The organism is Ruegeria sp. CL7, assembly GCF_056536445.1.
On the sequence record NZ_JBQFPQ010000002.1, the window covers coordinates 304,717 to 331,369 of the forward strand.

Consider the following 26,653-nt stretch of genomic DNA (forward strand, 5'->3'; position numbering starts at 1 on the left):
ATGACGGGCGGGACGCGGCAGTGCCTTAACGAAAGTCAAGACTTCTCAAGTATGCTCTGGAACGAGGTCAGATGCCTGACAAACAGCAAGAACCACGAAAAAGCCTGGGGTTCGCCTTGATATCTGAACCAATCGTGAGGAATGTCGCGTCGACATTTTAGTATGGCAGAGCTATCCAAGCGCTTGAGAGAACAAGTGTAAATTCCGCGTCAAAGAGTGATGGGTTAAAATGGCAAACTATTCCTATATCGGTTATACGCCCGGCGTAATCACGGTGAATACGATTGGGCCGGATACGGTTACATTGGATGTCAATTTTGATCCTGACACGGATCGTCGTTTGTTCAGCGTGACAGACGCAGCCGGTGGATTTATTCAAAACGGCGGCGGACCACCCATTGTCGATACTGGCGATGTTTTCAACGGTGACCGCTTCGACAACGAAGACGGCGATGATCTGACGCAGACCGGCACCATCACCACCCTTGATGGCTCGACCACCTTTCTTAGTGGCCCAATTTACCTGGAAGAATCCTATATTCTGTCCAAACCAGGCGGGGGTACGATTACAGTTTATCGTGTGGAAGTTGCCGGAACTTTGGGTGGTTACATAACCTCTGAACCCCTTGTGCCCGGCACGACATACTCGATGAACATCGTGAATGTTACGCCGACCAATGCTCCTGACACAACAGATCCGACTACTATCATTGACGTGCCGTGCTTCGTAGCCGGAACATTGATAATGACTCCAAAAGGTCCGAGGACTATCGAGGATTTGAAGGTGGGTAACGCGGTCGTCACCGCGGACAACGGACTGCAACACATACGCTGGATCGGCACGCGGCATCTGGACCAAGCAGCGCTTCGCGCCCGTCCCAGGCTGAAGCCCATCCGGATCCAAGCCGGTTCACTGGGTGATCACTTACCCCAGCGTGATCTTTTCGTGTCACCGCAACACCGTATGCTGGTCCGGTCGCCGATTGCCGTCAGAATGTTCGACGCCGAAGAGGTTCTTGTTCCTGCTCACATTCTTGTCGGCGTGCCCGGCATTTCAATCGCTGATGACACCCGTGCTGTGACCTATGTCCATCTTTTGTTCGACCGTCACGAAATCATCTATGCGGAAGGCGCACCCTCCGAAAGCCTGCTTACCGGCGCGCAGGCCTTGTCCAGTGTTCACCCGGACGCACGGGCGGAAATTCTTGAATTGTTCCCTGAATTGGATCAGTGCAATTACGTTCCGCTGGCCGCACGACGGATACCGGAAAAAGGGAAACGCGCTCGTGCCTTGGTCCATCGTCATATCAAGAACGCGCGGCCGCTGATCACTGAACGATAAGCGCCGCCCGAACGGACTTCAGGACTGTTGCACGGCGCGGGGGCCGGTCAGGGCAGGCCACATGGCAAACAGATACAGCCCCATTGCCGCGATCCAAAATCCATCCGCAGTCAGCATCGCCGTCATGTACCCTCCCGCCATGTCGGATCCCAGCCAACGCACAAGCGCTGCAACCGCCATCAAGCCATAGGCAATCGCCATGGGCTTTGGCGCGACAAGGGGGCGGCCGCTGTGGCCCAAGGCGGCGCGGCTCATTACGGCAAGGGTCATGCCGCCAACGCAACCAATGCCCAGAACGTGGAGCGCGCCGATCTCATTTCCCATCCCGATGGCAGCCAACCCCCAGAGAATCAGACCCAGCGCCAGCATCCCGAGACCCAGATGCAGCGCGATCAGGATCGGTTGACGCAAGGCCCAGCCTGTTCTCCAACGCGCCATGCGCATCAGTTGAACACTGCCCATCACCAAAGCAACGGCCCCCGCAACAGGCCCGACATCAAGTGCAAGCACAAGCAGGGGCAGCAACAGCGCCAGAATCATCGTCGCCCTGTCCAGCCTGGCCACGGATACCGGCCACGATGCTTCGGGTTGACCCGCTCTTTTCATGGCATTGCGTGTAAAAGCCGGCGTAATCCGGCCACCCAGGATCGCGATCATCGAACACAAGGTCAAAAGCCCGGCCCGAATGCCGGTGTTCAGCGTATCCACCGTGACCCCCATCCATTCCAAATGAACCATAACGTTCGAGGCCAACATCAGAACCAGAAGATACAGAAACACCATATTCTGGGGCTTTGGCCGACGAACCAGTTGGCTGGCAATCTTCAGCGCCAGAATGGGGACAAAGCTCAGGTCCACAACAGCGACGAACAAGGGTGGCAACACTCCGGAAAACCAGACCGCCAGACGCCCGGCCATCCAGATCAATGCGACAAGCGTGATAAAACGGGCCCGCGCCTCGGGCGCACCGGTCCAGTTCGGCACGGCGGTCAGAAAAAACCCCCCCAAGGCGGCCGTTGCATACCCAAAAATCATCTCATGCGCGTGCCACATCACCGGGGGCATCGCGTAACTCTGTTCCATGTAGGGCATCAGCCCGTCGAGCGACGCCAACCATACGCCCCACGCGACCCCTGCAAACATACCGTAAAGACCCGCCGAAAGAAAAAAGACCCGAAACCCTTCACTGAAAACACGCGCGATTACAGCTGTCATGCCTGCTCTCCATAGCTTTTTCCGCCGTTGAACAATGTGTATTGCCCACAAGACCCGGCGCCCTTAACCAAAATCAAGACCGGGCTTAAACATGTGTGAAAAACACAAGTTTTATTGGGGGTTTTGATCCGTGTTTTCTGTTCAAAGTGCCTGGTCTGCGCCCTTCCCGTTGACTTTGGTCAAGGATGACATCCACGTGATGTTTCACTCTCGACACCGCCTCACCACGCATATGGAGAGTGATCATGTCACTTGGAATCAGCTACAACAAACCCGGCCGCGCCTTCGGGGTCGGATTGGCAATGTTGTTGGGCAGCGTCGCTGCTCCGACTTTCGCCGAAGAGCCAACTTTGAGCGAAGAAGCCTTTGAATCGTCTAAACAGCTCTATTTCGAACAATGCGCAGGCTGCCACGGCGTCTTGCGCAAAGGTGCCACGGGTAAAAACCTGGAACCGCATTGGAAAAAGACCGCCGCCGACGGCACAGTAACAGAAGGCGGCACCCTCCAACTGGGGCAGGAACGTCTTGAAAAGATTATCGCCTGGGGTACCGAAGGCGGCATGAACAACTTCTCGGACATCATGACCGAGCAGGAAATCAAGGATATGGCGACCTACATCATGATGGAGCCGCCAAAACCACCTGAAATGTCGCTGGAACAGATGATGGCGACGCGTAAGGTCTATGTCGAAGAAGAGGACTATCCGACCGAGCCGCTGCACGGCCGCAACTGGGAAAACTTCTTTGTCGTCATCGAACGTGACGTCGGCAAGGTGGCCGTGATCGACGGCGACACCAAAGAAGTGCTGACGCACATCCCCACCGGTTATGCAGTGCACGTTCTGAAAGCATCCGAGCACCACTCGCTGGAAGAGCCTGAACAGCCTGGCCGGTTCTGGTACACCATGGGTCGCGACGGCAAGATGACCAAGATCGACCTTTGGCAGACGCCGGACAAGATGTTGGTATCCGAAGTCAAGATTGCATATGACGCCCGTGACGTCGCCGTTTCCGGCGATGGTAAATACGTCATCGGTGGTGGCTACTGGCCGCCGCACTTTGCAATCGTTGATGCCCAGACCATGGAACCGGTCAAGGTCGTATCGACCCGCGGCGTGAACGTTGACGGCGAGTATGTGGAAGAAGCCCGGGTGGCTGCCATCTACACCACTCCGAACGAACCCACCTGGATCGTTGCAGTGAAAGAACTGGGACAGCTGTGGCAGGTCGATTATACCGATCTGGACAACCTGCGGATCGACAAGATCGACAGCGCCAAGTTCCTGCATGACGGGTTCTTTGACCCGACAGGCCGTTACTTCCAGATCGCCGCAAACGCGTCGAACAAGATGGTGGTGGTCGATACCGAAACCCACAAGCTTGAGGCGATGATCGACACAGCCGCGTTGCCGCACCCCGGTCCCGGCGCCAACTGGGTCGACCCGAACTGCGGTCCTGTCGCTGGTACAACCCACCTTGGCGTTGGCACCGTGACTGTCTGGGGGAACGATCCGGAAAACCGCCCGGATGATGCCTGGAAGATCTGCTACGAAGTGGAAACCGACGGCCCCGGCCTGTTTGTCCGCACCCACCCGAATTCGGACTACATCTGGGCTGACCAGACCAAGCACCCGGAGCCTGAGATTCAGCAATCTGTGCAGGTCATCTCGAAAGAGACCGGTGAGATCGTGAAAACCATCCAGATCACCGAAGACGAAGGCAGCGCCGCTGTTCACTTCGAATTCAACGCGGATGGCACCGAGGTCTGGGTCTCTAAGTGGAACCTGTCGGACTCGAAGGAACCCAATGGTCAGATCGTGATCTTCGACGCGAAGACGCTGGAAGAAATCGGTCGGATTGAGGGGCTTTACGCCCCGACCGGCAAGTTCAACGTCTACAACCGGTCGAACCACGTCACCTGACGAGGTCAGGACGACTACAGGAAAGGGCGGGCCCCTCGCCCGCCCTTTCCTTGTTTGAGTCATCAGCCAAACTCACCGGCCTGCCACCAAGGGCCAGACAATACAGCCAAAACGGAGCCCGGATATGACCTCCGAACCGGAAAAGAAAAAACCGATCTGGCGCCGGTATTTCCTATGGGGAATGCCTGTGGCCGGTATCGCCGGGGCCTTTGCCGCCGGCATCATCTTCTGGGGCGGGTTCAACACCGCAATGGAAGCCACAAACACCAAGGAATTCTGTATCTCATGTCACGAGATGCGAGATTTTGTTTACGAAGAATACACCGGCACGATCCATGACGTGAACCGGTCGGGCGTGGGGGCTGTCTGTTCCGACTGCCACGTGCCCAAAGACTGGACCCATAAGATGATCCGTAAGATCAAGGCGTCCAAAGAGCTGTATGGCAAGATGGTCGGTACCATCAACACCCGTGAAAAGTTCGAGGCCAAACGTGTACATCTGGCCATGAACGAATGGGAGCGGATGAAGGACACAGACTCGCGCGAATGCCGCAACTGTCACGATTTCGAATCGATGATGCCCGAATTCCAGAAACCACGCGCCCGTCAGCAGCACCTCAATGCGATGACTGTCGGACAGACCTGTATCGACTGCCACAAGGGGATTGCACACTCGGATGCACGCGAACGGGCGGACGAAGAGTATCTGGAAAAGCTTGAAGCACCGAACCCGGACTTCATCCGGCCCATCCCTCCGGAATATCTGGCCAGTCTCGAAAAGATCGAAGCCAAAGAGGCCGCTGAAGCAGAAGCAGAAAAAGCCGCCAAAAAGGCTCAGCAAGAGGCCGTTCAAGCCCAGATCGCAGCGGCTGTTGACGCTGCTTTAGACGAAGAACGCGCAAAAACCTCCGGTGAAGACGCCGCGGCGCCCTCTGGCGGCGCAAGCGACGTTGGGTCCAACATCGACTGGAACGCAGTGGCCGCGGCGGATCTGAAACTCTTCTACCCTGGTCAGGCCTCGTTTGAATGGGTCCAGAATGGCAAGTTCCATGGTGGCGCGCGCCCCCTGACCAAAGGCGGGGATCAGTGCACCACCTGTCACGCCAAGGAACTGGACACCATCGGCAACAAGATCGTTGCGGGTGGAGATCTTGAGCCAACCCCGATTCCGGGCAAACGCGGTGTCATCGATGCAACCGTTCAGGCGGCGCATGACGACGAAAACCTGTACATTCGCCTGCAATGGCCGGACGCGGGTCACAACCCTGCCCCGTTCGTCGATGGCGGCAAGATGGACCCGGACAACCAGATCAAGGTTGCCATGATGATTACCGGCACTGGTATCGAGCTTGGCGATCAGGTGGGATGCTGGGCTTCGTGCCACGCCGACAACACCTATATGCCTTTTGCGCCCGAAGCGGATGCGATCGCCGCCAATGCGGATGTTACCGGTCGCCTCAATGCCACGGACACCGTTACCAAGTACATCAGCGAAAGCCGCACGGATGTTGAGATCAAGGGTCGCCGCGGCAAGGCCCTGGGGGGCTGGGACAAGCTGAAGGCCGAGGAACAGATCGAGCAGTATCTGGCCGACGGCACCTATCTTGACCTGATGCGTGTCTACGCCGACGGAAGCGCCACCAATGGCTATCTGTTGGAGCAGCGCGTGGTCAATGATGGTGAAATCGCCGCATCGGCCGAACTGTCCGGTGGCATGTGGACCGTGGTGTTTACACGCCCCCTGAATTCGGGCGCGCCCGGTGATGTGCCATTGGAGGCCGGCAAAACCTATACCGTTGGCTTTGCCATCCACGACGATTTTACCGCCGCACGGTTCCACCACGTGACGCTGAATACCAGCCTGGCGCTGGATGATGACAGCGCGTTCATCAACGTAGTCAAACAATGACGGATCGGGGCCGGGTAATCCGGCCCCGGCCACTTTTGGAAAGGAGACATGGACCATGAAACCCCTTCGCCTTCTTCCCGCGCTGCTGCTTCTGGCCGCGCCCGCCTGGGCGGACGAAACCGCCGAAATCTGTGCCGAGGCCGAAGAGCGCTATGTCGAGTTGTTCGGTCAGCCTTCGTCGGCCGTCGAAGACGCCGAAGTGGTGCTGATGTACAAATACAATTTTTGCCCATCCGAATTGACGGTGAAGGCAGGCACAACTGTCCGATGGGTGAATGTCGACAAACGCACCAGCCATTCCGTTCTGTTGAAGGATGGCAGCCAACCTGAAAGTGATCGGCTGTTCCCCGAGGAATCGGTTGAACTGACCTTTCTCACGCCCGGCCCACAGGACTATCTGTGCGGCCCGCATTGGGAGACACAGAACATGATCGGAATGATCACCGTCGAACCCTGAAACAAGGCACAATACAGGCAAGATGAAGGAGCGCGGGCGCAAATCCCGCGCTCCTTAACTTATGTCAAGGAGGTTGGTTTTCGATTGGGCCAATCTTCCCCCATGACACGCCCGGCCCACCCAGCAACGTCTTGCAAACGCAACGGATATGCATGGGATCCCGGGTCTCGAAGACTTTCAGACCAAGCGAGTTTGCACATGAGCGGTAAGGTTTTTCTGATTGGCGCAGGCCCCGGCGACCCCGAGCTAATGACCCTGCGCGCACTGCGGATGCTGCAAGAAGCGGATGTCGTGGTTTATGACCGGTTGGTGTCTGCCGACATTCTGAACTTGCATGCGGAAGGCGCCCGGCTGATCCCTGTCGGCAAGGCCCCCAAATGCCACACCGTTCCGCAGGACCGCATCAACGAAATACTGCTTGAAGAAGCCAGCGCAGGTCACACGGTTGCCCGGCTGAAAGGCGGCGACCCAATGATCTTTGGTCGCGGCTCGGAAGAGGCTGCCTATCTGATGGCCCGCGGTGTCGCTGTCGAATACGCACCGGGCATCACGGCAGCCCAGGGGGCGTCTTGTTCGACGGGTGTGCCGCTGACCCATCGCGGGCTGGCGACTTCGGTTCAATATGTCACCGGGCATCGGCAGGCCGACAAAGTACTGGATCTGGACTGGAAACGTCTTGCCGATCCGGACTCGACACTGGTGGTTTACATGGGCGTCGCCAATATCGGTCAGATCGCCATGGGGTTGATGACCGAAAACCTGCCGGGCTCGACGCCGGTTCTGGCGGTGGGCAAGGCCACGACACCTGATGAGCGTCGTCTTGTGTCACGGCTTGACCAGCTGGCCACGGATGTTCGCGCGGCCGACCTGAAGGCGCCGACGCTGTTTATCATTGGCAAGGTGGTTTCGCTTTATGCCGAACGGCCTGTGGCCGAGCTTCTGGAACAGGCCCATGGCTAAGCTGGGAAGACGAGATCAGGGGATTGTCCAAACATGCACCGACAGATCGCCGGGGCGCTCGGGGTGGGCGGCGCGAACCTGTCTGACCATTGCCGTTCTGGCCGCGACCTCTGCTTTCGCGGCGGATGTCATCGATCCCGATACCCTGAAAAGACTTGTGCATCAGGATTGCGGTTCCTGTCACGGCCTGTCCTTGAAAGGCGGTCTTGGTCCCGATCTGCGCAGTGAGACACTTGAACATTACGACGCGGATGTTTTGACCAGCGTCATCCTTGACGGCATCCCCGACACCGCGATGCCCCCATGGCGGCCCCTGATCAGTGAAGAAGAGGCCGAATGGATCGCCCGTTACCTGCTGGAACAGGAGGCACAATGAAACATTTCATTCTTGGCCTTGCAGCCACATTGATGATCACCACAGCGCAGGCTGAACCGACCGCGACAGGCGACCTTGGTCTGGTCATCGAACGCGCCAAGGGCTCGGTGCTTCTTGTGGATCAATCCGACCGTGCAGCTCTGGCCCGGATCGAGGGATTGGGTGATCTGTCGCATGCGTCTTTGGTCTATTCGCCTGATGAACGGTTTGCCTATGTGTTTGGCCGCGACGGCGGGCTGACCAAGATCGACATCGTGACCCGCCAGATCGTGAACCGCGTCGTGCAGGCCGGCAACGCCATCGGCGGGGCGATTTCGGACGATGGCAAGCTTGTGGCCGTGTCGAATTACGAACCCGGCGGCGTGCGTGTGTTTAATGCGGACACGCTTGAGATGGTCGCTGACATCCCGACCGACAGCAAAACCATCGGCCTGGTCGATGCGCCGGGTCGGCGGTTCGTTTTCACGATGTGGGACACTGGGGAAACCTGGATTGCCGATTTCGCAAAAGGCACACCAGAGATCACCAAGATCCCAGACATGGGCAAGAACCCCTATGACGCGCTGATCACTGCCAATGGCCGCACCTATATCACCGGTCTGTTTGGCGAGGACGGCCTGACCGCGCTGGATCTGTGGGCCGAAACACCCGAACCGATCCGGGTTCTTCCCGATTACGGGCGTGGTCAGGAAGAAATGCCGGTCTACAAGATGCCTCATCTGGAAGGCTGGGCGCTGACGGGCCGAGAGTTCGTTTTGCCCGCTGTCGGCCATCACGAGGTTCTGTGGATCGACGCCGACACTCTGACCGAAACGGGACGGACCAAAACCCACGGGCAACCGGTCTTTGCCATGGCCCGCCCCGATGGACGGCAGGTCTGGGTGAATTTCGCCCACCCGCTGAATGACACTATTCAGGTGATCGACAGTGTCAGCAAACAGATCATCCACGAATTCAAGCCCGGCCCCGCAGTCTTGCACATGGAGTTCACGCCGCGCGGGCATGAAGTCTGGATCAGCGTGCGCGACGCCAACAAGGTCATGGTCTACGACACGCACAGTTTTGAAAAACTGCGCGAGATCGACGCCGACAGCCCGTCTGGCATCTTCTTCACCGCCCGTGCGCACAGAACGGGGCTGTAAACGATGCGACATATCACGGACCCGATCGACCGTCGCCTGCTGGACGAATTTCAGCGCGACTTCCCGATCACCGAGAGACCGTTCCAGATGCTGGGTAACGCACTCGGGCTGGACGAAGCAGAAGTCATTCATCGCTTGTCCCGGATGCGCGCCACGGGCCGTATTACACGGGTTGGCGCCACCATCACACCCGGCGCGGTGACGGCCAGCACCCTGGCTGCCGTGGCGGCTCCGGAAGATCGGTTGGAGGAGGTTGCCGCCCTGATCGATGCCGAACCCGGCGTGAATCACAATTATCAACGCGAAGACGCGTGGAACCTGTGGTTTGTTGCGACCGGACCGGACCGCACGCATGTCAACGATACTCTGGCGCGGATCAGTCGATCCACCGGATTGCAGGTGCTGGACCTGCGGCTGGTACGCCCTTTCAACGTGGATCTTGGTTTTCGCATGACTGGCGGAGTCAAAAACGTACCTACGGCGCGAAAGGTCGATGCATCCGTCATGCGCGAGGGCGATCGCTGCCTGCTACAGTCTCTGAGTTCCGGGCTGTCTTTGGTCTCAGAACCCTATGCCGCTCTGGCTCGTTCGCTGAAACGGGATGTGACCGACGTGATGGAGCGGGTCGAAGCCCTGCATGCCGCCGGAATAATCTCGCGACTCGGCGTCATTGTGCGTCACCGGGCGCTTGGCTGGTCGGCCAATGCGATGGTGGTCTGGGACCTGCCGGCAGAACAGATTGAAACCGCCGGTCCGGCTTTGGCCGCCTTCCCGGGGGTGACCCTGTGTTATGAGCGTAATCCGGTTCCCGATGTCTGGCCATATCGCCTGTATTCCATGATCCACGCCCGTACACGCAATGAGGCTTTGGATGTTCTGGCGGGTGCGATTGCATTGCCCGAATTGGCCGGAGCACGGAACAAGGTCCTGTTCTCAACCCGCTGTTTCAAACAGACCGGCGCGCTGATTCAGGCAAAGGAGGTCGCCGCATGACGCTGGACCAAACGGATCGAGCGATCCTGAATCGTATGCAAGAGGATCTGCCGCTTACTTCGCGCCCTTACGCAACCGTCGCCACAGAGCTTGGCCTGTTCGAGGCGGAATTGCTGTCGCGTCTGAGCCGCATGAAAAATGACCGCGTCATCACGCGCTTCGGTCCATTTTTCGACGCCGCGGCCATGGGTGGGGCTTTCTGCCTTTGCGCAATGGCCGTTCCAGACGAAGAATTCGAAACCGTCCTGACCAAAGTCAATGCACATCCCGAGGTGGCACATAATTATGAACGCACGCATCGGCTGAACATGTGGTTCGTGCTGGCCACCGAAACGCCCGAGGGGATCGAGGCCACCGCCGATGCCATCGAACGGGAAACGGGGATCCGTGTTCTCCGTTTCCCCAAACTTCAGGAATTTTTCATCGGCTTCCGGGTGGCGGCATGATCGACGCAACAGACAGACAGATTATCGAATTGCTCCAGGGAGGACTGCCCTTGGTGGCCGCGCCCTATGCGCAGGTCGCTGCCGATCTGGGCCTGAGCGAGGCCACCCTGCTGGACCGGCTGGCCGCGCTGAAGGCGCGCGGGGTAATCCGACGGATCGCGGCAGCCCCCAACCATTACAAGCTGGGCATGACGTCGAACGGCATGACCGTCTGGGACGTGCAAGATGACCTGATCACCGAACTGGGCGCTCATATCGGGGCACTGCCTTTCGTCACCCATTGCTATGAACGGCCCCGCGCCCTGCCCGACTGGCCCTACAACCTGTTCGCCATGGTCCACGGCAGCTCGCGCGATGAGGTCGAAGACAAACGCGGCCAGATTGCCGCGATACTGGGATCGGCCTGCTGCGGCAGCGACATCCTCTATTCCACGCGCATCCTGAAAAAGACCGGGCTGCGCCTGAAACAGAAAGGCTGAAACATGTTCCGCCTGACCGAATACATGCATCAGCTGGTCAAGCCGACTCCGGTGCGCAAACGGCGCCCCGGTCCGGTAAAGCCGGTTGTGATCTGGAACCTGACGCGGCGCTGCAACCTGAGGTGCCGCCATTGCTACACCGTCTCGGCGGATGTCGCGTTCCCAGGTGAGCTCAGCCATGAGCAAGCCATGGTAACCCTTGAGGATCTGGGCCAGTTTCGCGTCCCGGCCCTGATCCTCTCGGGTGGGGAACCGCTGGACCGGTTCGATTTCTTCGACATCGCAAAACGCGCCCGTGATCTGGTGCCAATGCTGGCCTTGTCGACCAACGGGACCCGGATTTACGACGAAACCGCCGATATGATCGCGGATGTGGGCTTCAACTATGTCGGCATTTCGCTGGACGGGATCGGAGCGACGAATGACTGGTTTCGCGGCGTCGAGGGCGCTTTTGCGGACGCCCTGCGCGGCGTGCGAGAGTGTAAAAAGCGCGGCATCAAGGTTGGCCTGCGGTTCTGCCTGACCGAAGGCACGCAACATCACTTGCCTGACTTGCTGAGCCTTTGTGATGATGAAGGTGTCGACAAATTCTACCTGTCGCATCTTGTCTATGCGGGGCGCGGCGACAAGAACCGGGGCGAAGATGCCGCGCATCAGCGCACGCGCAAAGGCCTGGATCTGTTGCTGGAACGCGCCTGGGAAGCCGCATCGGGCGGCCGTCCGCTGGATATCGTGACCGGGAACAACGACGCTGATGCCGGATATTTCCTGAACTGGATTCGCACGCATTTCGACGCCGAAAAGGCTGCACATGTGCGCGCGCACCTGGCTGCGTGGGGTGGAAACTCAAGTGGCTTGGGCGTTGCCAATATCGACAATCTCGGCCGGGTCCACCCGGACACTTACTGGTCTGATTACACGGTGGGCAACGTAAAGACCAAATCGTTTTCCGAACTCTGGACCGGCGATGATCCGATGCTTGCCATGCTCCGCACCCGCCCACGCCCGCTGAAGGGGCGCTGCGGAGCCTGCGAACTCAAGGACGTGTGCGGCGGCAATACCCGCATCCGCGCCCTGCAATTGACCGGTGATCCGTGGGCCGAGGATCCGGCCTGTTACCTGTCCAACCAGGAAATCGGTGTGGATGACGCAGGGGAACGCCTTCAGGTCACACCGTTTCGGGGGAAAAGCCATGATCCGGCGCATCAGTTCTTTTAAGACACTCACATTCGGTACGTTGTGCTCGGTGTTGCTGGCGGGCACCGCCTGGGCGGATGCCCAATCGGATTACGCTGAACATTGCGCCTCATGCCACGGCGAGAACCGTCTGGGCGGGGTTGGCCCCGCGCTGATCCCTGAAACGCTCAAACGCATGCGGGGTCCCCGGGTCGCTGCGGTAATCGCGGAAGGGCGCGCGGCGACGCAAATGCCGGCCTTCTCGCACGAGCTGGATGCTCTGCAAATCGAAGAGCTGGCCGGTTGGTTGAAATCGCCGTTGGAATCCGACCCCGAATGGGGCGAGGCCCAGATATTGGCCAGCCGGACGCTGGACGAGGAATATGTGCCGGTGGATGCGCCCGTCTGGGACAGCGACCCGATGAACATCACCTTGGTTGTGGAAACCGGCGATCACCATGTCAGCGTTCTGGACGGCGACACGTTCGAGGTTTTGGACCGGTTCGAAACCCCCTTCGCCGTGCATGGCGGCCCCAAGTTCAGCCCGGATGGGCGGTATGTCTTCATCATGTCGCGCGATGGCTGGGTCCAGAAGTACGACATTTGGGCGCTGAAACAGGTGGGCCGCGTGCGTGCCGGCCTGAACAGCCGCAACATCGCCATGTCGGGCGATGGCAAATGGGTGGCCGTGGCGAACTACCTGCCCAACAGCCTGACGGTGTTGTCCACCGAAGACCTTTCCGTCGCAAAGGTCATCGAGGTCAAAAGCAAGAAGGGCCTGCCCAGCCGCGTCTCTGCAGTCTACCAGGCCCCTCCGCGGGAAAGCTTTGTTCTGGCGCTGAAGGATGTGCCCGAGATTTGGGAAGTGTTCTACGGCGCCAATCCCCCGCAATCCGGGCTTGGTCATGATTTCCGCATCGAAGGCCAGTTCAAGAACCCTGATCCATTCCCTGTGCGCAAGATCACCACAGCTGACTATCTGGACGATTTCTTTTTCGACCAGAGTTATGAATATGTCATGGGGGCGTCCCGCGATGGCAAGGGCGGGCAAGTGATTGATCTGGTGATCGGGCACAAGGTGGCCGATTTGGATTTGCCCGGAATGCCGCATCTGGGCTCGGGGATCACATGGAAACACGGCGATACGACCGTGATGGCTACGCCGCACCTGACAGACGGCGCCGTGTCGGTGATCGACATGGAAAGCTGGGAAACCGTCAAACGGATCAAGACCGAAGGGCCCGGGTTCTTCATGCGCAGCCATGAGAATTCGCCTTATGTCTGGGCCGATGTTTTCTTTGGCCCCAACAAGGACGCGATGCACGTCATCGACAAGCAAAGCCTTGAAATCGTAAAGACCCTGCGCCCTGCACCGGGCAAGACCGTGGCCCATGTCGAGTTCACCAGAGATGGCAGCCACGCGCTGGTTTCAATCTGGGAAGATGACGGCGCGGTGATCGTCTATGACGCGCAGACGCTGGAGGAAATTCGCCGCCTGCCGATGCGCAAACCTTCGGGGAAATACAATGTCTGGAACAAGATCACCTTCTCGGAAGGAACCAGCCACTGAGGGGAAATGGCCAGTTTGGAAACTGGCCATTCTGCTGTATCCGGCCACGGCGTTGACCGTGGCCATCAACCTGTTTTTGCTCGGGCTTATCCTGCACAGCGTCGGGTTCGGCGCAATCGAACCGGTGCCTGCAATCCTCTGGTCGATTCCACTGGGTATTCCTGCGGCATGGCTGGCCGGTCGGTGGCTGCGTGGATTGATGGATGAGGCCGACGGGTAGGTGCAAATTTTCAGGCACCTGACCTAAGTCAAGTTTCCGCCTGAAAGAATCCCCTAAGTTTCAGAAAAGAACGCCGAGCTGGATTCTCAATGCCTACCGTCCGCCCCCCGCATAGCCTGTTTGATCGCGTGTCCCGCGCGGTGTGCGGTTTGGTGGGTATTTTCCTGTTGCTTTTGCAGATGCTTGGCCCGGTGCTGGCGAGTCCCGGGGACAGCATGTGGATCGAGATCTGCTCGGAGGCAGGGGCGGTCTGGGTTGAAGTGGACCTTGAGGAAGGCACTGATGACCCGACCGCGCCTTGCCCGAAATGCGCCGATTGCGCGCTGTGCGCGGTGACAACGGCAGCCCCGCTGCCGGATCTGCCGCTGCTGATGCAATCCGAAAATGTACGGACAGTACCCGCTGCAATCGGGGATCTGTGCATTTTGTACAACTCAAGGCGACTGTGGCCCGAAACCCGAGGCCCCCCGTTCGCGACCCAAGAAGAATCTGAACGCGCCCTGCGCGCGTCCGTGGCGTCCACCCTAGCAACCGGAGGTGCGCCGTGGTCGTAAGTCGCGCAATCCATTTCCTGCTGGCTTTCACTCTGTCCTGCCTGATGGCGATCAGCGCCCATGCCGACAGCCTGGCCAGTTTCCTGCCCGACATCGAACCTGCCGATCTGGCCCCCGGCGCCGATGCCTTTGGCCCGGTGCGCGATGACGTCAAGGTCGCCCCCGTCCTGAAGGGCGGCGAGATCATTGCCTGGGCATTCCTGACCTCGGACTTTGTTGGCACGACGGGTTATTCCGGCAAACCGATCCACGTCGTTGCCGCCATCGACAACGACGCGGTGTTGACCGGAGTGCAACTGGTCAAGCACTCGGAACCCATCGTGCTGATCGGCATCCCCAATTCCCGCATGGTTGAATTGACCGAAGGCTATGCGGGCCTTGACCTTAAGGTTGAAGCCGAAACCGGGGGTGAGGGGCACGACCTCGACATCATCTCGGGCGCGACGGTCACGATCATGGTGATCGACGACAGCCTTGTGCGTGGCGGTATCAAGGTGGCGCGTGCATTGGGTCTGGGCGGCCTGTCACCGTTGCAGGCCGACGGGCCAAAGCGCGAAGTCGATATGGCGCAGAATGCGGTCCATGACTGGTCAACCCTTTCGGGCGACGGCTCGATCCGTCGGCTGACGCTGGATGTCGGGCAGGTCAATGCCGCCTTCGAGGCCACCGGAGACCAGCGCGCGATCAAGCGGCCCGAACCGGGTGAACCGGATGACACGTTCATCGACATGCATATGGCGCTTGTCTCGGTTCCGTCGATCGGCAAGTCACTGCTGGGCGACGCCGAGTACCAGAACCTTGTGAACTGGTTGGACGAGGGCGAACAGGCCATTCTGGTGCTGGGGCGCGGTGCCTACAGTTTCAAGGGGTCAGGCTATGTACGCGGCGGAATTTTCGATCGGATCCAGTTGATCCAGGGCGACAACTCGGTCCGGTTCTTCGACAAACAGCAAGTACGCCTTGGCAAGGTTGCAGCCCCGGATGCGCCCAGTTTCACAGAGCTGGACATCTTCAAGATCCCCGCCGATGCCGAGTTCGACCCGACCGAGCCGTTCCGCCTGCAACTGCTGGTACAGCGTGCCGTGGGTGCCGTTGAGAAAACCTTTCTGACATTCGATCTGGGTTACAAACTGCCCGACCGTTACCTGCTGCCCGTCGCAGCCTCTAAGGTTGTCGAGGATGCGACCGGCGAAGCCGCCGCCAAGGCTGCCCTGTGGCAGCGCATCTGGAAGGATCGCACTGTTGAAATCGCCGTTCTTGGCGTCATGCTGCTGGTCCTGACCGCGACGTTCTTCTTCCAGTTCCACGCGACAATGAATGCGCGGGTCTTCTACTGGTTCCGCATCGGTTACCTGACAATGACCCTGTTCTTCATCGGCTGGTACGCCAACGCGCAGCTGAGCGTGGTGAACCTGATGGCACTGGCAGGCAGCCTGCGCACAGGATTCTCGTGGGATGCGTTCCTGCTGGACCCGCTGGTGTTCATTCAATGGTTCGCCGTCGCCGCCGCGCTGTTGTTCTGGGGTCGCGGGGCCTATTGCGGATGGCTGTGTCCGTTCGGCGCGTTGCAGGAATTGACCAACAAGATCGCGCGGGCGTTCAAAGTGCCGCAATGGACTTTGCCCTGGGGTCTGAACGAACGCCTGTGGCCCGCGAAATACATGATCTTTCTGGGTCTTTTTGGCCTGAGTTTCGTATCGATCCCGCTGGCCGAGAAATATGCCGAGGTCGAGCCGTTCAAAACGGCGATCATTCTGAAATTCATGCGCGATTGGCCTTTCGTGGTCTTTGCGCTGGCCCTGCTGGGGATCGGGCTGTTCATTGAACGGTTCTATTGCCGCTATCTCTGCCCGCTGGGCGGCGCACTGGCGATCCCTGCCCGAATTCGCATGTTCGACTGGCTGCGCCGCTACAAGGATTGCGGCACGCCCTGTCAGACCTGCGCCAATGAATGCCCCGTTCAGGCGATCCACCCCACCGGTGAGATAAATCCGAACGAGTGCGTCACCTGCCTGCATTGTCAGGTGCTCTACCAGTCCGAGGACAAATGTCCTGTCGTTATCCGCCAGCTGAAACGGCGGGCCAAGACAGGGTCGGTCCAGATGAAGACCCCACTCGGACAACCACCGGCGAACCATCCGAACGCCAAACCGCAATCCGTTTCCTAAAAGGAGGAACGAACATGTCGGAACATGACAACAAACTAACCGTCACACGCCGTGGGATGCTGGGTGCAACAGCAACCGGTGCCGTGCTGGCCGGGACCGGTCTGGGCTCGACCCTGATGACCGCGAAGCAGGCGAGCGCCGCGGCCAATGCCAATCTCGAACCGGGCGAACTGGACGAGTATTACGGTTTCTGGTCCTCGGGTCAGACCGGCGAGCTGCGCATTCTGGGCTTCCCATCCATGCGCGAGCTGATGCGGGTGCCGGTGTTCAACCGCTGCTCGGCCACGGGCTGGGGTCAGACCAACGAGTCACTGAAGATCATGACCGAAGGGTTGCTGCCTGAAACCAAGGAGTTTCTCGCCAAGCGCGGCATGAAAACCTATGACAACGGCGACCTTCACCACCCGCACATGTCGTTCACCGACGGCACCTATGACGGCCGCTATCTGTTCATGAACGACAAGGCCAACACCCGCGTCGCGCGTGTCCGCTGTGACGTGATGAAATGCGACAAGATCACCGAGATCCCGAACGCCAAGGCGATCCACGGTCTGCGTCCGCAGAAATTCCCGCGCACCGGCTATGTCTTTGCCAATGGTGAAGATGAAACTCCGCTGGTCAACGATGGCAGCGTGCTGGACGATCCGTCGCAATACGTGAACATCTTCACCGCGCTGGACGGCGATACCATGGAAGTGGCGTGGCAGGTGATCGTGTCGGGCAACCTCGACAACACCGACTGCGACTATCAGGGCAAATACGCCTTCTCGACCTCGTACAACTCGGAAATGGGCATGAACCTGGCCGAGATGACCGAGAACGAGCTGGACCACGTCGTCGTTTTCAACATCGCCGAGATCGAAAAAGGCATCGAAGCCGGCGATTATCAGGAGTTAAAAGGCGTCAAGGTTCTGGACGGGCGCAAAGGGCAGAACAAGAAATACACCCGTTACATCCCGATCCCGAACTCTCCGCACGGCATCAACACCGCGCCAGACGGCAAGCACGTCTGCATCAACGGCAAGCTGTCGCCAACCGTCTCGATCATGGACGTCACCAAGCTGGACGCCCTGTTCGAAAGCGACGCCGACCCGCGGTCCTGCATCGTAGGTGAACCGCAGTTGGGTCTTGGCCCGCTTCACACTGCCTATGATGGCCAGGGCAACGCGTTCACCACGCTGTTCCTGGACAGCCAGATCGTGAAGTGGAACATCGACAAGGCCATCCGCGCCTACAATGGCGAGGACGTGGACCCGATCATCTCGAAGGTTGACGTGCATTATCAGCCGGGTCACAACTCGACTTCCATGGGTGAGACCAAGGATGCCGACGGCAAGTGGCTGATTTCGATGAACAAGTTCTCGAAAGACCGCTTCCTGAACGTGGGTCCTCTTAAACCCGAGAACGAACAGCTGATCGACATTTCGTCGGATGAGATGAAAGTGGTGCACGACGGCCCGACCTTTGCCGAGCCGCACGACTCGATCATCGTTCGCAGCGACATCGTGAACCCGGTCAACGTCTGGGATCGCAACGACGTTACCTGGGAAGACGCCCGCAAACAGGCCGAAGCCGATGGTATCGATCTGGAAGAAGGTGCGGAAGAACCGATCCGGGACGGCAACAAGGTGCGGGTCTACATGACCTCGCAGGCGCCGACCTTCAGCCTCGAGAAGTTCACCGTCAAACAGGGCGACGAGGTCACGGTTTACATCACCAACCTGGATGATGTGGACGACGTGACCCACGGCTTCTGCCTGGGCAACTACGGAATCGCGATGGAAGTCGCACCGATGGCAACCGCCTCGGTCACCTTCACCGCCGACCGTCCGGGCGTGCACTGGTTCTATTGCCAGTGGTTCTGCCATGCGCTGCACATGGAAATGCGCGGCCGGATGCTGGTCGAACCGCAAGGAGCCTGACCCATGCGCTGGCCCCTGCTCATACCGCTCCTGCTCGGCTCGCCCCTTTGGGCGGCGGACTGGGATGTGCCCAACCGGGCGGGGGCCATCAATGAAATACTGGCTCAGGCGGCGGACGGAGATACCCTCCGCCTGAGCCCCGGTGTTTATGCCGAACATCTGATTCTGGACCGGCCCGTCACCATCGACGGGCTGGGACAGGCCACCATTGACGGGCAAGGCACCGGCAGCGTCATCACCGTGACCGGCCCGGGCGTGACCGTGCGCGGCCTGACAGTGATCGGCTCGGGTTCAAGCCATGACGGGATCGACAGTGGCATCCAGCTGACCAAGACGGCCAGCGCGCCGGTGATCGAAGACAATGAACTGCTGGGCAATCTTTACGGTATCGACATTCATGGTGCCAAGGACAGCATCGTGCGTGGCAACCGGATCGAAGGGCGTCAGGACCAGCGGATGAATGACCGTGGCAATGGCGTCTATGTCTGGAATGCGCCCGGTGCGCGGGTTGAGGACAATCACATCCGCTATGGGCGCGACGGGATCTTCGTGAACTCGTCCAAGAAGAACACCTTTACCGGTAACCTGTTCCGCGATCTGCGCTTTGCCGTGCATTACATGTATGCCGACAATTCGGTGGTCAGCGACAATGTCTCGATCGGCAACGATCTGGGCTATGCGGTGATGTTCACGACCAATGTGAAGGTCGCAGACAACGTCTCGATCGGTGACCGTGAACATGGCGTGATGCTGAATTATGCCAACAAGAGTCAGATCACCGGAAACGTGGTGATCGGTGCCAAGGAAAAGTGCACCTTCCTTTATAACTCCAACAAGAACGAATTCACCGACAACTGGTTCCAGGGATGCGGCATCGGCATCCACTTTACCGCCGGCAGCGAACGCAACCGCATCGTTGGCAATTCCTTCATCGGGAACCGGACACAGGTGAAATACGTCTCGACCAAATGGGTCGAGTGGTCCGAAGACGGGCGCGGCAACTACTGGTCCGATTTTGCCGCCTATGACGTGGATGGCAACGGCATCGCCGATGCCCCGTATCGGCCAAACGACTCGATGGACCATGTGCTGTGGACCCAACCCGCAGCCAAATTACTGCTCGGCTCCCCCGCCGTGCAACTGGTGCGCTGGTCGCAATCCGCCTTCCCGGCCCTGTTGCCGGGCGGCGTGATGGACAGCAACCCATTGATGCAAGCCCCTGAACCCCCAGCTATGAAAAAGGTGCCTCATGACGGATAAGGCCCTGTCAATCGACCATGTTCTCAAGGACCGAGGAAAAACCCGCGTTCTTGACGATATCACCCTGTCCCTTGCCCCCGGCCAGCGCGTTGCGCTGCTGGGCCATAACGGCGCGGGCAAGTCGACCCTGATCAAATCCATCCTCGGCCTGACGCCGATCCATGGCGGAGCCATTCGGATCGGAGACGCCACCCCCGGTAGTGCTCAGGCCCGGCGCGAAACAGCGTATCTGCCCGAAGCGGTGTCGTTTCATCCCGCGCTAACCGGGCGTGAGCAGTTGACCCTGTTTGCGCAGCTTTCAGGCGCAAAAGCCGATGTGCCCGGTTTGCTGGATCGTGTCGGCCTGAGTGACGCTTTGGACCGTCGGATCGGAACCTATTCCAAAGGCATGCGGCAACGTCTGGGACTGGCGCAGGTGTTGCTGGGCCAACCGAAAGTAGCCTTGCTGGATGAGCCGACGAGCGGATTGGACCCGATTTCTCGGCAGGACCTGTACGCCATCATCGACGAACTGGCTGCCCAAGGCACCGCCGTTCTGATTGCCTCACACGCGCTGACCGAGGTCGAGGCCCGCACCGACCGGATCGCCATCATGCGCAAGGGTCGGATGGTCGCCGACGACACCCTGAACAATCTGTCGGCTCTGGCCGGTCTACCGATCCGCCTGAAGGTACGCGCCAGCGCCAATCCAGATGTGCTGGCCGCTGAACTGGGCGGCAGCCGGATCAATGGGGCATCTGTTGAATTGCTCTGCTCACCCGAAGACAAAATGGAGGCCCTGCGCCGGATCGCCGGGTTGGGCGATGCGGTAGCGGATGTGGAAATGACCCCGCCCAAGCTGGAAGACCTCTATCGCCACTACGCACAGGAGGATTTGCAATGACCCGCTTCCTCGCCATCACCCGCACAGAAATGCTGATCTTGCGCCGCAACCGCTGGCTGCTGGTCGCAACGCTGATCATGGTGCTGTTCGCCTTGGCGCTGACCTTTGCGGGCAGTGCGCCAACCGGAACGCTGGGCGTTGACATGCTGACCGTTTCGGTTGCGTCGATGACCACGCTTTCGGTTTACCTCGCGCCCCTTCTGGCGCTGATGATCTCGTTCGATGCCATCGCCGGAGACGTGGACCGGGGCAGCCTGTCGCTGCTGTTGTCCTACCCTGCGGGGCGCGGAGAAATCCTGTTGGGCAAGTTCTGCGCCCATCTGGCCGCGCTGGCCTTTGCCATGACGGTCGGTTTCGGTACCGCTGGCGCGGTGGCGGCCTTCTTTGGCGGTGCCGGACCGGAAAGCCTGATGGCACTGGTGCGCCTGATCCTCACCTCGATCCTGTTGGGCGCCGTGTTTCTGGCGCTGGGATACCTGCTGTCCGCTTTGGCAAAGGGGGCCACGGCGGCGGCGGGGATGTCGGCCGGGCTCTGGCTGGTTTTTGTCGTCCTCTATGATCTGGGCCTGTTGGGGGCCGTCGTCATGGACAAGGGCGGCAGCTTCACCCAATCCGTCTTTCCCTGGGTGATGGTCGCCAACCCGGCCGACGCATTCCGTCTGTGGAACATCGCCGCGACGGAAGGCGTGGCCATGGCATCCGGCATGAGCGGGGCGGCACAGGCCTTGCCCGTCTGGGCCGCGCCTGCATCGCTGCTGATCTGGCCGGTGATCGGCTTTGCCCTGGCGCGGCTGGCATTCCGGAGGGTCGAGCCATGAAACCCCTCGTCCTGATTGCCTTGATCGCGTTGGCGGCCTGCAAGGAAGACCTGGCCGAGGCCCCCGATCCGGTGGATCTGACCCCGGACGCGCTGAGCTATTTCTGCCAGATGAACATCGCCGAACATGGCGGCCCCAAGGGGCAGATCCATCTGGAAGGATATCCCGCACCGTTGTTTTTTGCGCAGGTGCGCGACATGGTGGCATACCTCAAAAGCCCTGAACGTGATGCCGACATCACAGCCGTCTATGTCAGCGACATGGGTATTGCGCCAAGCTGGCGGCAGCCGGGTATCTCGAACTGGATCGCCGCGGATGGCGCAACCTTTGTTGTCGGCGCCAATGTGGCAGGTGGCATGGGTGCGCGCGAAGTGGTGCCTTTTGCCGATCCTGCCGATGCACAGGCATTCATTGAGATTTACGGCGGAACGGCACTGGGCCTGCCGGACATTCCGGACACCGAAGTGCTTGGCCCTGTCGATCTTGAACTGTCGTTGGAGACCCCCGTATGACCGCCTTGTCGCGCCGCCGATTTCTGATCATCTCAGCCGCTTGTGCTGCGGCCACACCACTTGCGGCCTCGGACGCGCGCTGGCACGGGACCGCGCTGGGTGCCACCGCCAGCCTGCGCCTTGTGGGTCTGACGGACGCCGAAGCTGCACCCATCATGGCCGCCATGGAGACCGAGATTGCCCGGCTGGAAGACATCTTCAGCCTGTATCGTCCGCAATCGCAGCTCAGCCGGTTGAACCGCGATGGTGTGCTGACGGCGCCCGCTCCTGAATTGTTGAAGGTGCTAAGCCTCAGCACAGCGCTGCATCAGGCATCGGGTGGCGCATTTGATCCAAGCATTCAACCCGTGTGGGCGGCATTGGCTGCGGGCGCGCGCCCGGACGGTCTGATTGAAGTTCAACAGGCAATAGGCTGGGAAAAGGTAATTTTCGACGCCTCGGCCATTCGCCTTCCGGTGCCCGGAAAATCGGCGCTGACGTTGAACGGTATAGCGCAGGGCGCGATCACCGACCGGATCGCCGACCTGCTGCGTGCTTATGGTCTGCGTGATGTTCTGGTCAATATGGGAGAGGTTGCCGCCCTGGGTGCGCCTGGTGACGGTGCGCCATGGAAAGTTGGATTGGCGGCGCCGGACCAAACGGTTCTGAAGCGGATTGAATTGAGCGATCGGGCAGTGGCGACATCTTCAACGCTGGCGACTCAGCTCGGCCAAGGCGTCGGGCACATCATTACCTTGGATGGGCCTTCAAACCACGACAGGACCGTTTCGGTTTCTTCCCCGAAAGCGGCAATTGCGGATGGGTTGTCCACTGCGCTTTGCGCGGCATCCGCCGACAGAGCCAAAGAGATCCTAGCGTTCTTCCCCGACGCCCGTATCGAATTAAACGTTTAATGAAGAATTACAAATCTCAGACTGAACAAAAAAAATCCGAAAAAGTATGATATAGGTCAATTCGTGCGCTGCTGAAGGCAGCTAGGAAGTAAGGACGCGAACCTATCAATCCAATTTCGAGTCGCCAGCTATGAGCCAGATGACCAGCAGACGCGCTTTTCTAAGCGCGCGTGTCCTGCGGGAGGACCCAGATACGATCCGTCCGCCGGGGGCAGTAGCAACTGGCTTCAGCGATCTATGCACACGTTGCGAAGACTGCGCCGCGGCTTGTCCTGAAGACATCATCACATTCGACGATGCCGGTTTCCCCGTTCTGGACCTGTCCGCAGGCGGTTGCACCTTGTGTGGTGACTGCGCCGACGTTTGTCCGACCCCGGCGTTGCTGACCGAACGTGTTGCCGAATGGCCATGGCGCGCACGAATCGATGACACAAGCTGCCTGTCGACCAACGGCGTAAGCTGCCGCCTGTGTCAGGACAATTGTGAACAGGATGCCATCCGCTTTCGCCTGCAACTGGGCGGACGCGCGGAACCGGCGCTTGAAACAGAAACCTGCATCGGTTGCGGTAGTTGTTCCGCCGCCTGCCCCGCCGGGGCGATCATGATGCACCGCCCCGTCCCACACCACCCGGAGGTGACCCAATGAACATCTGTGGCTGTCTGGTCCACATCGCCCCCGATTACACCGATGCCGCACGCGCGGCGATGGCCGAAACTCAGGGCGTCGAGCTTCATGCCGAAGCCGAGGACGGCCGTTTTGTAGTTGTTGTCGAGGATACGGCCGACAGGCTGGCCTCGGACACCATCATGGATCTGCACCAGATCCCCGGAGTGATCTCACTGTCACTGACTTATCACCATTTCGAAGATCTCGCGGAGACGGCTCCGCGTCCTGATGCTCCAAGCCAACCGTCCAGCAGGAGGCCCATGCAATGACCATCTCTGAATCCCGTCGTACATTTCTGAAAGCGTCCGCAGCGGCAGCCACTGCCTCGGCTGCGGGCATTCCCATGGCCGCAGGTCAGGCCAACGCTCAGGTCGGCGCGCCCGATATTCGCTGGGACAAGGCTGCCTGCCGGTTCTGCGGTACAGGCTGTTCGGTTCTGGTGGGCACCAAAGAGGGTCGAGTGGTGGCCACGCAAGGTGACCCCGACGCACCGGTGAACAGGGGCCTGAACTGTATCAAGGGCTATTTCCTGTCCAAGATCATGTACGGCAAAGACCGCCTGACCACACCGCTTTTGCGCAAGACCAACGGTCAGTATGACAAGAATGGCGAGTTTGAACCGGTCAGCTGGGATGAAGCCTTTGATGTGATGGCCGCCAAATGGAAAGAGGCCCTTGCCAAGAAGGGCCCGACCAGCGTGGGGATGTTTGGTTCGGGGCAGTGGACGGTCTGGGAAGGCTATGCCGCCGCGAAGATGATGAAGGCCGGGTTCCGGTCGAACAACATTGATCCCAATGCGCGTCACTGCATGGCCTCGGCCGTGGTTGGTTTCATGCGCACTTTCGGCATTGATGAACCGATGGGGTGCTATGACGACCTTGAGCACGCCGATACCTTCGTGCTGTGGGGATCGAACATGGCCGAGATGCACCCGATCCTGTGGTCGCGCCTGACCGACACCCGCCTGACGAAGCCGGGTTGCGAAGTGCATGTGCTGTCGACTTTCGAGCACCGCTCGTTCGAGCTGGCCGATAATGGCATGGTCTTTGCACCGCAAACCGATCTGGCGATCCTGAACTATATTGCGAACTACATCATCCAGAATGGCGCGGTGAACGAAGAGTTCGTCAAGAACCACGTCAACATCACCAAAACCGCCACCGATATCGGTTACGGCCTGCGGGACAACAACCCCCTGCAACAAGAGGCTGAAAACCCGAACTCGGGCAAGTTGGAGCCGATCAGCTTCGAGGAATATGCCGAAGCCGTTTCGAAATACACGCTGGAATACACCTCGGAACTGTCCGGTGTTCCGGCGGACAAGCTGGAGCGTCTGGCCCAGCAATATGCCGATCCGAACCGCAAGGTGATGAGCCTGTGGACCATGGGCTTCAACCAGCATACCCGTGGGTCGTGGGTGAACTCGCTGATGTATAACGTGCACCTGCTGGTGGGCAAGATTTCGGAACCCGGCAACTCGCCCTTCTCGCTGACCGGTCAACCGTCGGCCTGCGGTACGGCGCGCGAGGTTGGTACCTTTGCCCACCGCCTGCCCGCCGACATGGTGGTGATGAACGACAAGCACCGCGAGATCTGCGAAACCGCATGGAACGTGCCCGCTGGCACCATTCCTGACAAGCCCGGTTTCCACGCCGTGCTGCAACACCGCAAGCTGAAGGATGGTGATCTGAACGCCTATTGGGTTCAGTGCACCAACAACATGCAGGCTGCGCCAAACATCAATGAGGAAGGCTATCCCGGCTATCGCAACCCGGAAAACTTCATCACTGTTTCAGACCCCTACCCGACGGTCACTGCGGTTTCCGCCGACCTGATCCTGCCCACCGCCATGTGGGTCGAGAAGGAAGGCGCCTATGGCAACGCCGAACGCCGCACCCAGTTCTGGCGGCAGCAGGTCAAGGCACCGGGCGAGGCCAAATCGGACCTGTGGCAGGTGATGGAGTTCTCGAAACGCTTCACCGTCGAAGAGGTCTGGGGCGAAGAATTGCTGGCCGCCATGCCCGAGCATCGTGGCAAGACCATGTATGACGTCCTGTTTGCCAATGGCAGCGTCGACAAGTTTCCGCTGTCGGAAACTGCCGAGGGCTTTGACAATGACGAATCCGAGCATTTCGGCTTTTACGTGCAGAAAGGTCTGTTCGAAGAGTACGCCAACTTCGGGCGCGGCCATGCGCATGATCTGGCACCATTCGAAACCTACCACCAGGCCCGCGGTCTGCGCTGGCCGGTCGTGGATGGCAAGGAAACGCTTTATCGTTTCCGCGAAGGCTATGACCCCTACGTGTCCGAAGGTGCTGGCGTGGAATTCTATGGCCACAAGGATGGCAAGGCCAAAATCATCTTTGCGCCCTATGAACCTGCCGCAGAAGAGCCGGATGCGGAATTCGATCTTTGGCTGTGCACCGGTCGCGTGCTGGAACACTGGCATTCAGGGTCGATGACACGCCGGGTACCGGAACTGCACCGCGCCTATCCAAACGCTGTCGTCTACATGCACCCGCAGGACGCCAAGGATCGGGGTCTGCGCCGGGGTCAGGAGATTGTTCTGTCGACCCGCCGGGGCGAGGTCACCAGCCGTGTTGAAACACGGGGTCGGAACAAGGTGCCGCGCGGTCTGGTCTTTATGCCGTGGTTCGATGAGCACCAGCTGACCAACAAGCTGACGCTGGACGCAACCTGCCCGCTGTCGAAAGAGACCGACTTCAAGAAGTGCGCCTGCAAGGTTGAGCGCGCGTAACCAGCAAGGAT

25 protein-coding genes are annotated in these 26,653 nt (G+C 59.5%); 24 read left to right on the forward strand and 1 reads right to left on the reverse strand.

The genetic code is table 11. The features are described 5' to 3' along the window. Positions 1-229 precede the first annotated feature (229 nt). Positions 230-1,342 (forward strand): Hint domain-containing protein, encoded by a 1,113-nt coding sequence (locus tag ACR0LI_RS09980; RefSeq protein ID WP_480718450.1) that lies wholly within the window; start codon positions 230-232, stop codon positions 1,340-1,342. An 18-nt stretch (positions 1,343-1,360) separates the two neighbouring features. Here the strand turns inward: ACR0LI_RS09980 and ACR0LI_RS09985 are convergent, their stop codons facing one another. Further along, entirely contained in the window at positions 1,361-2,557 is a 1,197-nt protein-coding gene (locus ACR0LI_RS09985; RefSeq protein WP_171723694.1) for an NnrS family protein, read from the reverse strand. Between the two features lie 245 nt (positions 2,558-2,802). Here ACR0LI_RS09985 and ACR0LI_RS09990 point away from each other — a divergent pair, with 245 nt between their 5' ends. From ACR0LI_RS09990 to napA, 23 genes are all read left to right on the forward strand, one after another. Then, entirely contained in the window at positions 2,803-4,479 is a 1,677-nt protein-coding gene (locus tag ACR0LI_RS09990) for a cytochrome D1 domain-containing protein (RefSeq protein ID WP_171635900.1), read from the forward strand. Positions 4,480-4,603: 124 nt separating this feature from the next. Continuing rightward, positions 4,604-6,388 (forward strand): NapC/NirT family cytochrome c, encoded by a 1,785-nt coding sequence (locus ACR0LI_RS09995; RefSeq protein ID WP_480718451.1) that lies wholly within the window; start codon positions 4,604-4,606, stop codon positions 6,386-6,388. 55 nt (positions 6,389-6,443) lie between these two features. Next, positions 6,444-6,845, forward strand: coding sequence for a cupredoxin domain-containing protein (locus ACR0LI_RS10000; RefSeq protein WP_171635896.1), 402 nt, complete (start codon positions 6,444-6,446; stop codon positions 6,843-6,845). A gap of 198 nt (positions 6,846-7,043) precedes the next feature. After that, on the forward strand, positions 7,044-7,805 hold the full coding sequence (gene cobA, locus ACR0LI_RS10005; RefSeq protein ID WP_171228836.1) for a uroporphyrinogen-III C-methyltransferase: 762 nt from the start codon (positions 7,044-7,046) through the stop codon (positions 7,803-7,805). After that, entirely contained in the window at positions 7,798-8,181 is a 384-nt protein-coding gene (locus ACR0LI_RS10010; protein ID WP_171723690.1) for a c-type cytochrome, read from the forward strand. The genes cobA and ACR0LI_RS10010 overlap by 8 nt, the downstream gene beginning before the upstream one ends. Next, a complete protein-coding gene (locus ACR0LI_RS10015) occupies positions 8,178-9,323 on the forward strand; it encodes a cytochrome D1 domain-containing protein (RefSeq protein WP_209834039.1) in 1,146 nt (381 codons plus the stop codon). Before ACR0LI_RS10010 ends, ACR0LI_RS10015 begins: the two co-directional genes overlap by 4 nt. 3 nt (positions 9,324-9,326) lie before the next feature. Then, complete coding sequence (gene ahbB, locus ACR0LI_RS10020; RefSeq protein WP_171635890.1) at positions 9,327-10,316, forward strand: siroheme decarboxylase subunit beta; 990 nt, start codon at positions 9,327-9,329, stop codon at positions 10,314-10,316. Then, entirely contained in the window at positions 10,313-10,762 is a 450-nt protein-coding gene (locus ACR0LI_RS10025; RefSeq protein ID WP_209834043.1) for an Lrp/AsnC family transcriptional regulator, read from the forward strand. Before ahbB (ACR0LI_RS10020) ends, ACR0LI_RS10025 begins: the two co-directional genes overlap by 4 nt. Then, positions 10,759-11,241: a siroheme decarboxylase subunit beta gene (gene ahbB, locus ACR0LI_RS10030; RefSeq protein WP_171635885.1), complete on the forward strand. Its 483-nt coding sequence runs from the start codon at positions 10,759-10,761 to the stop codon at positions 11,239-11,241. The genes ACR0LI_RS10025 and ahbB (ACR0LI_RS10030) overlap by 4 nt, the downstream gene beginning before the upstream one ends. A 3-nt stretch (positions 11,242-11,244) precedes the next feature. Beyond that, positions 11,245-12,459: a heme d1 biosynthesis radical SAM protein NirJ gene (gene nirJ / locus ACR0LI_RS10035; RefSeq protein ID WP_480488962.1), complete on the forward strand. Its 1,215-nt coding sequence runs from the start codon at positions 11,245-11,247 to the stop codon at positions 12,457-12,459. Beyond that, positions 12,434-13,987 (forward strand): nitrite reductase, encoded by a 1,554-nt coding sequence (locus tag ACR0LI_RS10040; RefSeq protein WP_171635881.1) that lies wholly within the window; start codon positions 12,434-12,436, stop codon positions 13,985-13,987. The genes nirJ and ACR0LI_RS10040 overlap by 26 nt, the downstream gene beginning before the upstream one ends. Next, positions 13,944-14,207, forward strand: a complete 264-nt coding sequence (locus ACR0LI_RS10045; RefSeq protein ID WP_171169778.1) for a hypothetical protein — start codon at positions 13,944-13,946, stop codon at positions 14,205-14,207. The genes ACR0LI_RS10040 and ACR0LI_RS10045 overlap by 44 nt, the downstream gene beginning before the upstream one ends. Positions 14,208-14,296: 89 nt before the next feature. After that, positions 14,297-14,761 carry a DUF2946 family protein gene (locus ACR0LI_RS10050; RefSeq protein ID WP_216600140.1) on the forward strand — a complete coding sequence of 155 codons (465 nt, stop codon included), beginning with the start codon at positions 14,297-14,299 and terminating at the stop codon, positions 14,759-14,761. Between the two features lie 44 nt (positions 14,762-14,805). After that, entirely contained in the window at positions 14,806-16,929 is a 2,124-nt protein-coding gene (locus tag ACR0LI_RS10055; protein WP_245218076.1) for a NosR/NirI family protein, read from the forward strand. A 14-nt stretch (positions 16,930-16,943) separates the two neighbouring features. Continuing rightward, positions 16,944-18,851 (forward strand): TAT-dependent nitrous-oxide reductase, encoded by a 1,908-nt coding sequence (gene nosZ, locus ACR0LI_RS10060; RefSeq protein WP_171723686.1) that lies wholly within the window; start codon positions 16,944-16,946, stop codon positions 18,849-18,851. A gap of 3 nt (positions 18,852-18,854) precedes the next feature. After that, positions 18,855-20,111 carry a nitrous oxide reductase family maturation protein NosD gene (locus tag ACR0LI_RS10065; RefSeq protein ID WP_480718452.1) on the forward strand — a complete coding sequence of 419 codons (1,257 nt, stop codon included), beginning with the start codon at positions 18,855-18,857 and terminating at the stop codon, positions 20,109-20,111. Then, positions 20,101-20,994: an ABC transporter ATP-binding protein gene (locus ACR0LI_RS10070; RefSeq protein ID WP_171723684.1), complete on the forward strand. Its 894-nt coding sequence runs from the start codon at positions 20,101-20,103 to the stop codon at positions 20,992-20,994. The genes ACR0LI_RS10065 and ACR0LI_RS10070 overlap by 11 nt, the downstream gene beginning before the upstream one ends. Then, the gene (locus tag ACR0LI_RS10075; RefSeq protein ID WP_480718453.1) at positions 20,991-21,812 is read left to right on the forward strand and encodes an ABC transporter permease; all 822 of its coding nucleotides are present in this window, start codon (positions 20,991-20,993) and stop codon (positions 21,810-21,812) included. The genes ACR0LI_RS10070 and ACR0LI_RS10075 overlap by 4 nt, the downstream gene beginning before the upstream one ends. After that, a complete protein-coding gene (locus tag ACR0LI_RS10080) occupies positions 21,809-22,324 on the forward strand; it encodes a nitrous oxide reductase accessory protein NosL (RefSeq protein WP_171119369.1) in 516 nt (171 codons plus the stop codon). Before ACR0LI_RS10075 ends, ACR0LI_RS10080 begins: the two co-directional genes overlap by 4 nt. Beyond that, positions 22,321-23,217 (forward strand): FAD:protein FMN transferase, encoded by an 897-nt coding sequence (locus tag ACR0LI_RS10085; protein WP_480491327.1) that lies wholly within the window; start codon positions 22,321-22,323, stop codon positions 23,215-23,217. The genes ACR0LI_RS10080 and ACR0LI_RS10085 overlap by 4 nt, the downstream gene beginning before the upstream one ends. A 139-nt stretch (positions 23,218-23,356) precedes the next feature. Beyond that, the gene (gene napF / locus ACR0LI_RS10090) at positions 23,357-23,863 is read left to right on the forward strand and encodes a ferredoxin-type protein NapF (RefSeq protein ID WP_480718454.1); all 507 of its coding nucleotides are present in this window, start codon (positions 23,357-23,359) and stop codon (positions 23,861-23,863) included. Beyond that, positions 23,860-24,153 carry a chaperone NapD gene (locus tag ACR0LI_RS10095; protein WP_152460384.1) on the forward strand — a complete coding sequence of 98 codons (294 nt, stop codon included), beginning with the start codon at positions 23,860-23,862 and terminating at the stop codon, positions 24,151-24,153. Before napF ends, ACR0LI_RS10095 begins: the two co-directional genes overlap by 4 nt. Next, the gene (gene napA / locus ACR0LI_RS10100; RefSeq protein WP_480488950.1) at positions 24,150-26,642 is read left to right on the forward strand and encodes a nitrate reductase catalytic subunit NapA; all 2,493 of its coding nucleotides are present in this window, start codon (positions 24,150-24,152) and stop codon (positions 26,640-26,642) included. Before ACR0LI_RS10095 ends, napA begins: the two co-directional genes overlap by 4 nt. The last annotated feature ends 11 nt before the right edge of the window (positions 26,643-26,653 follow it).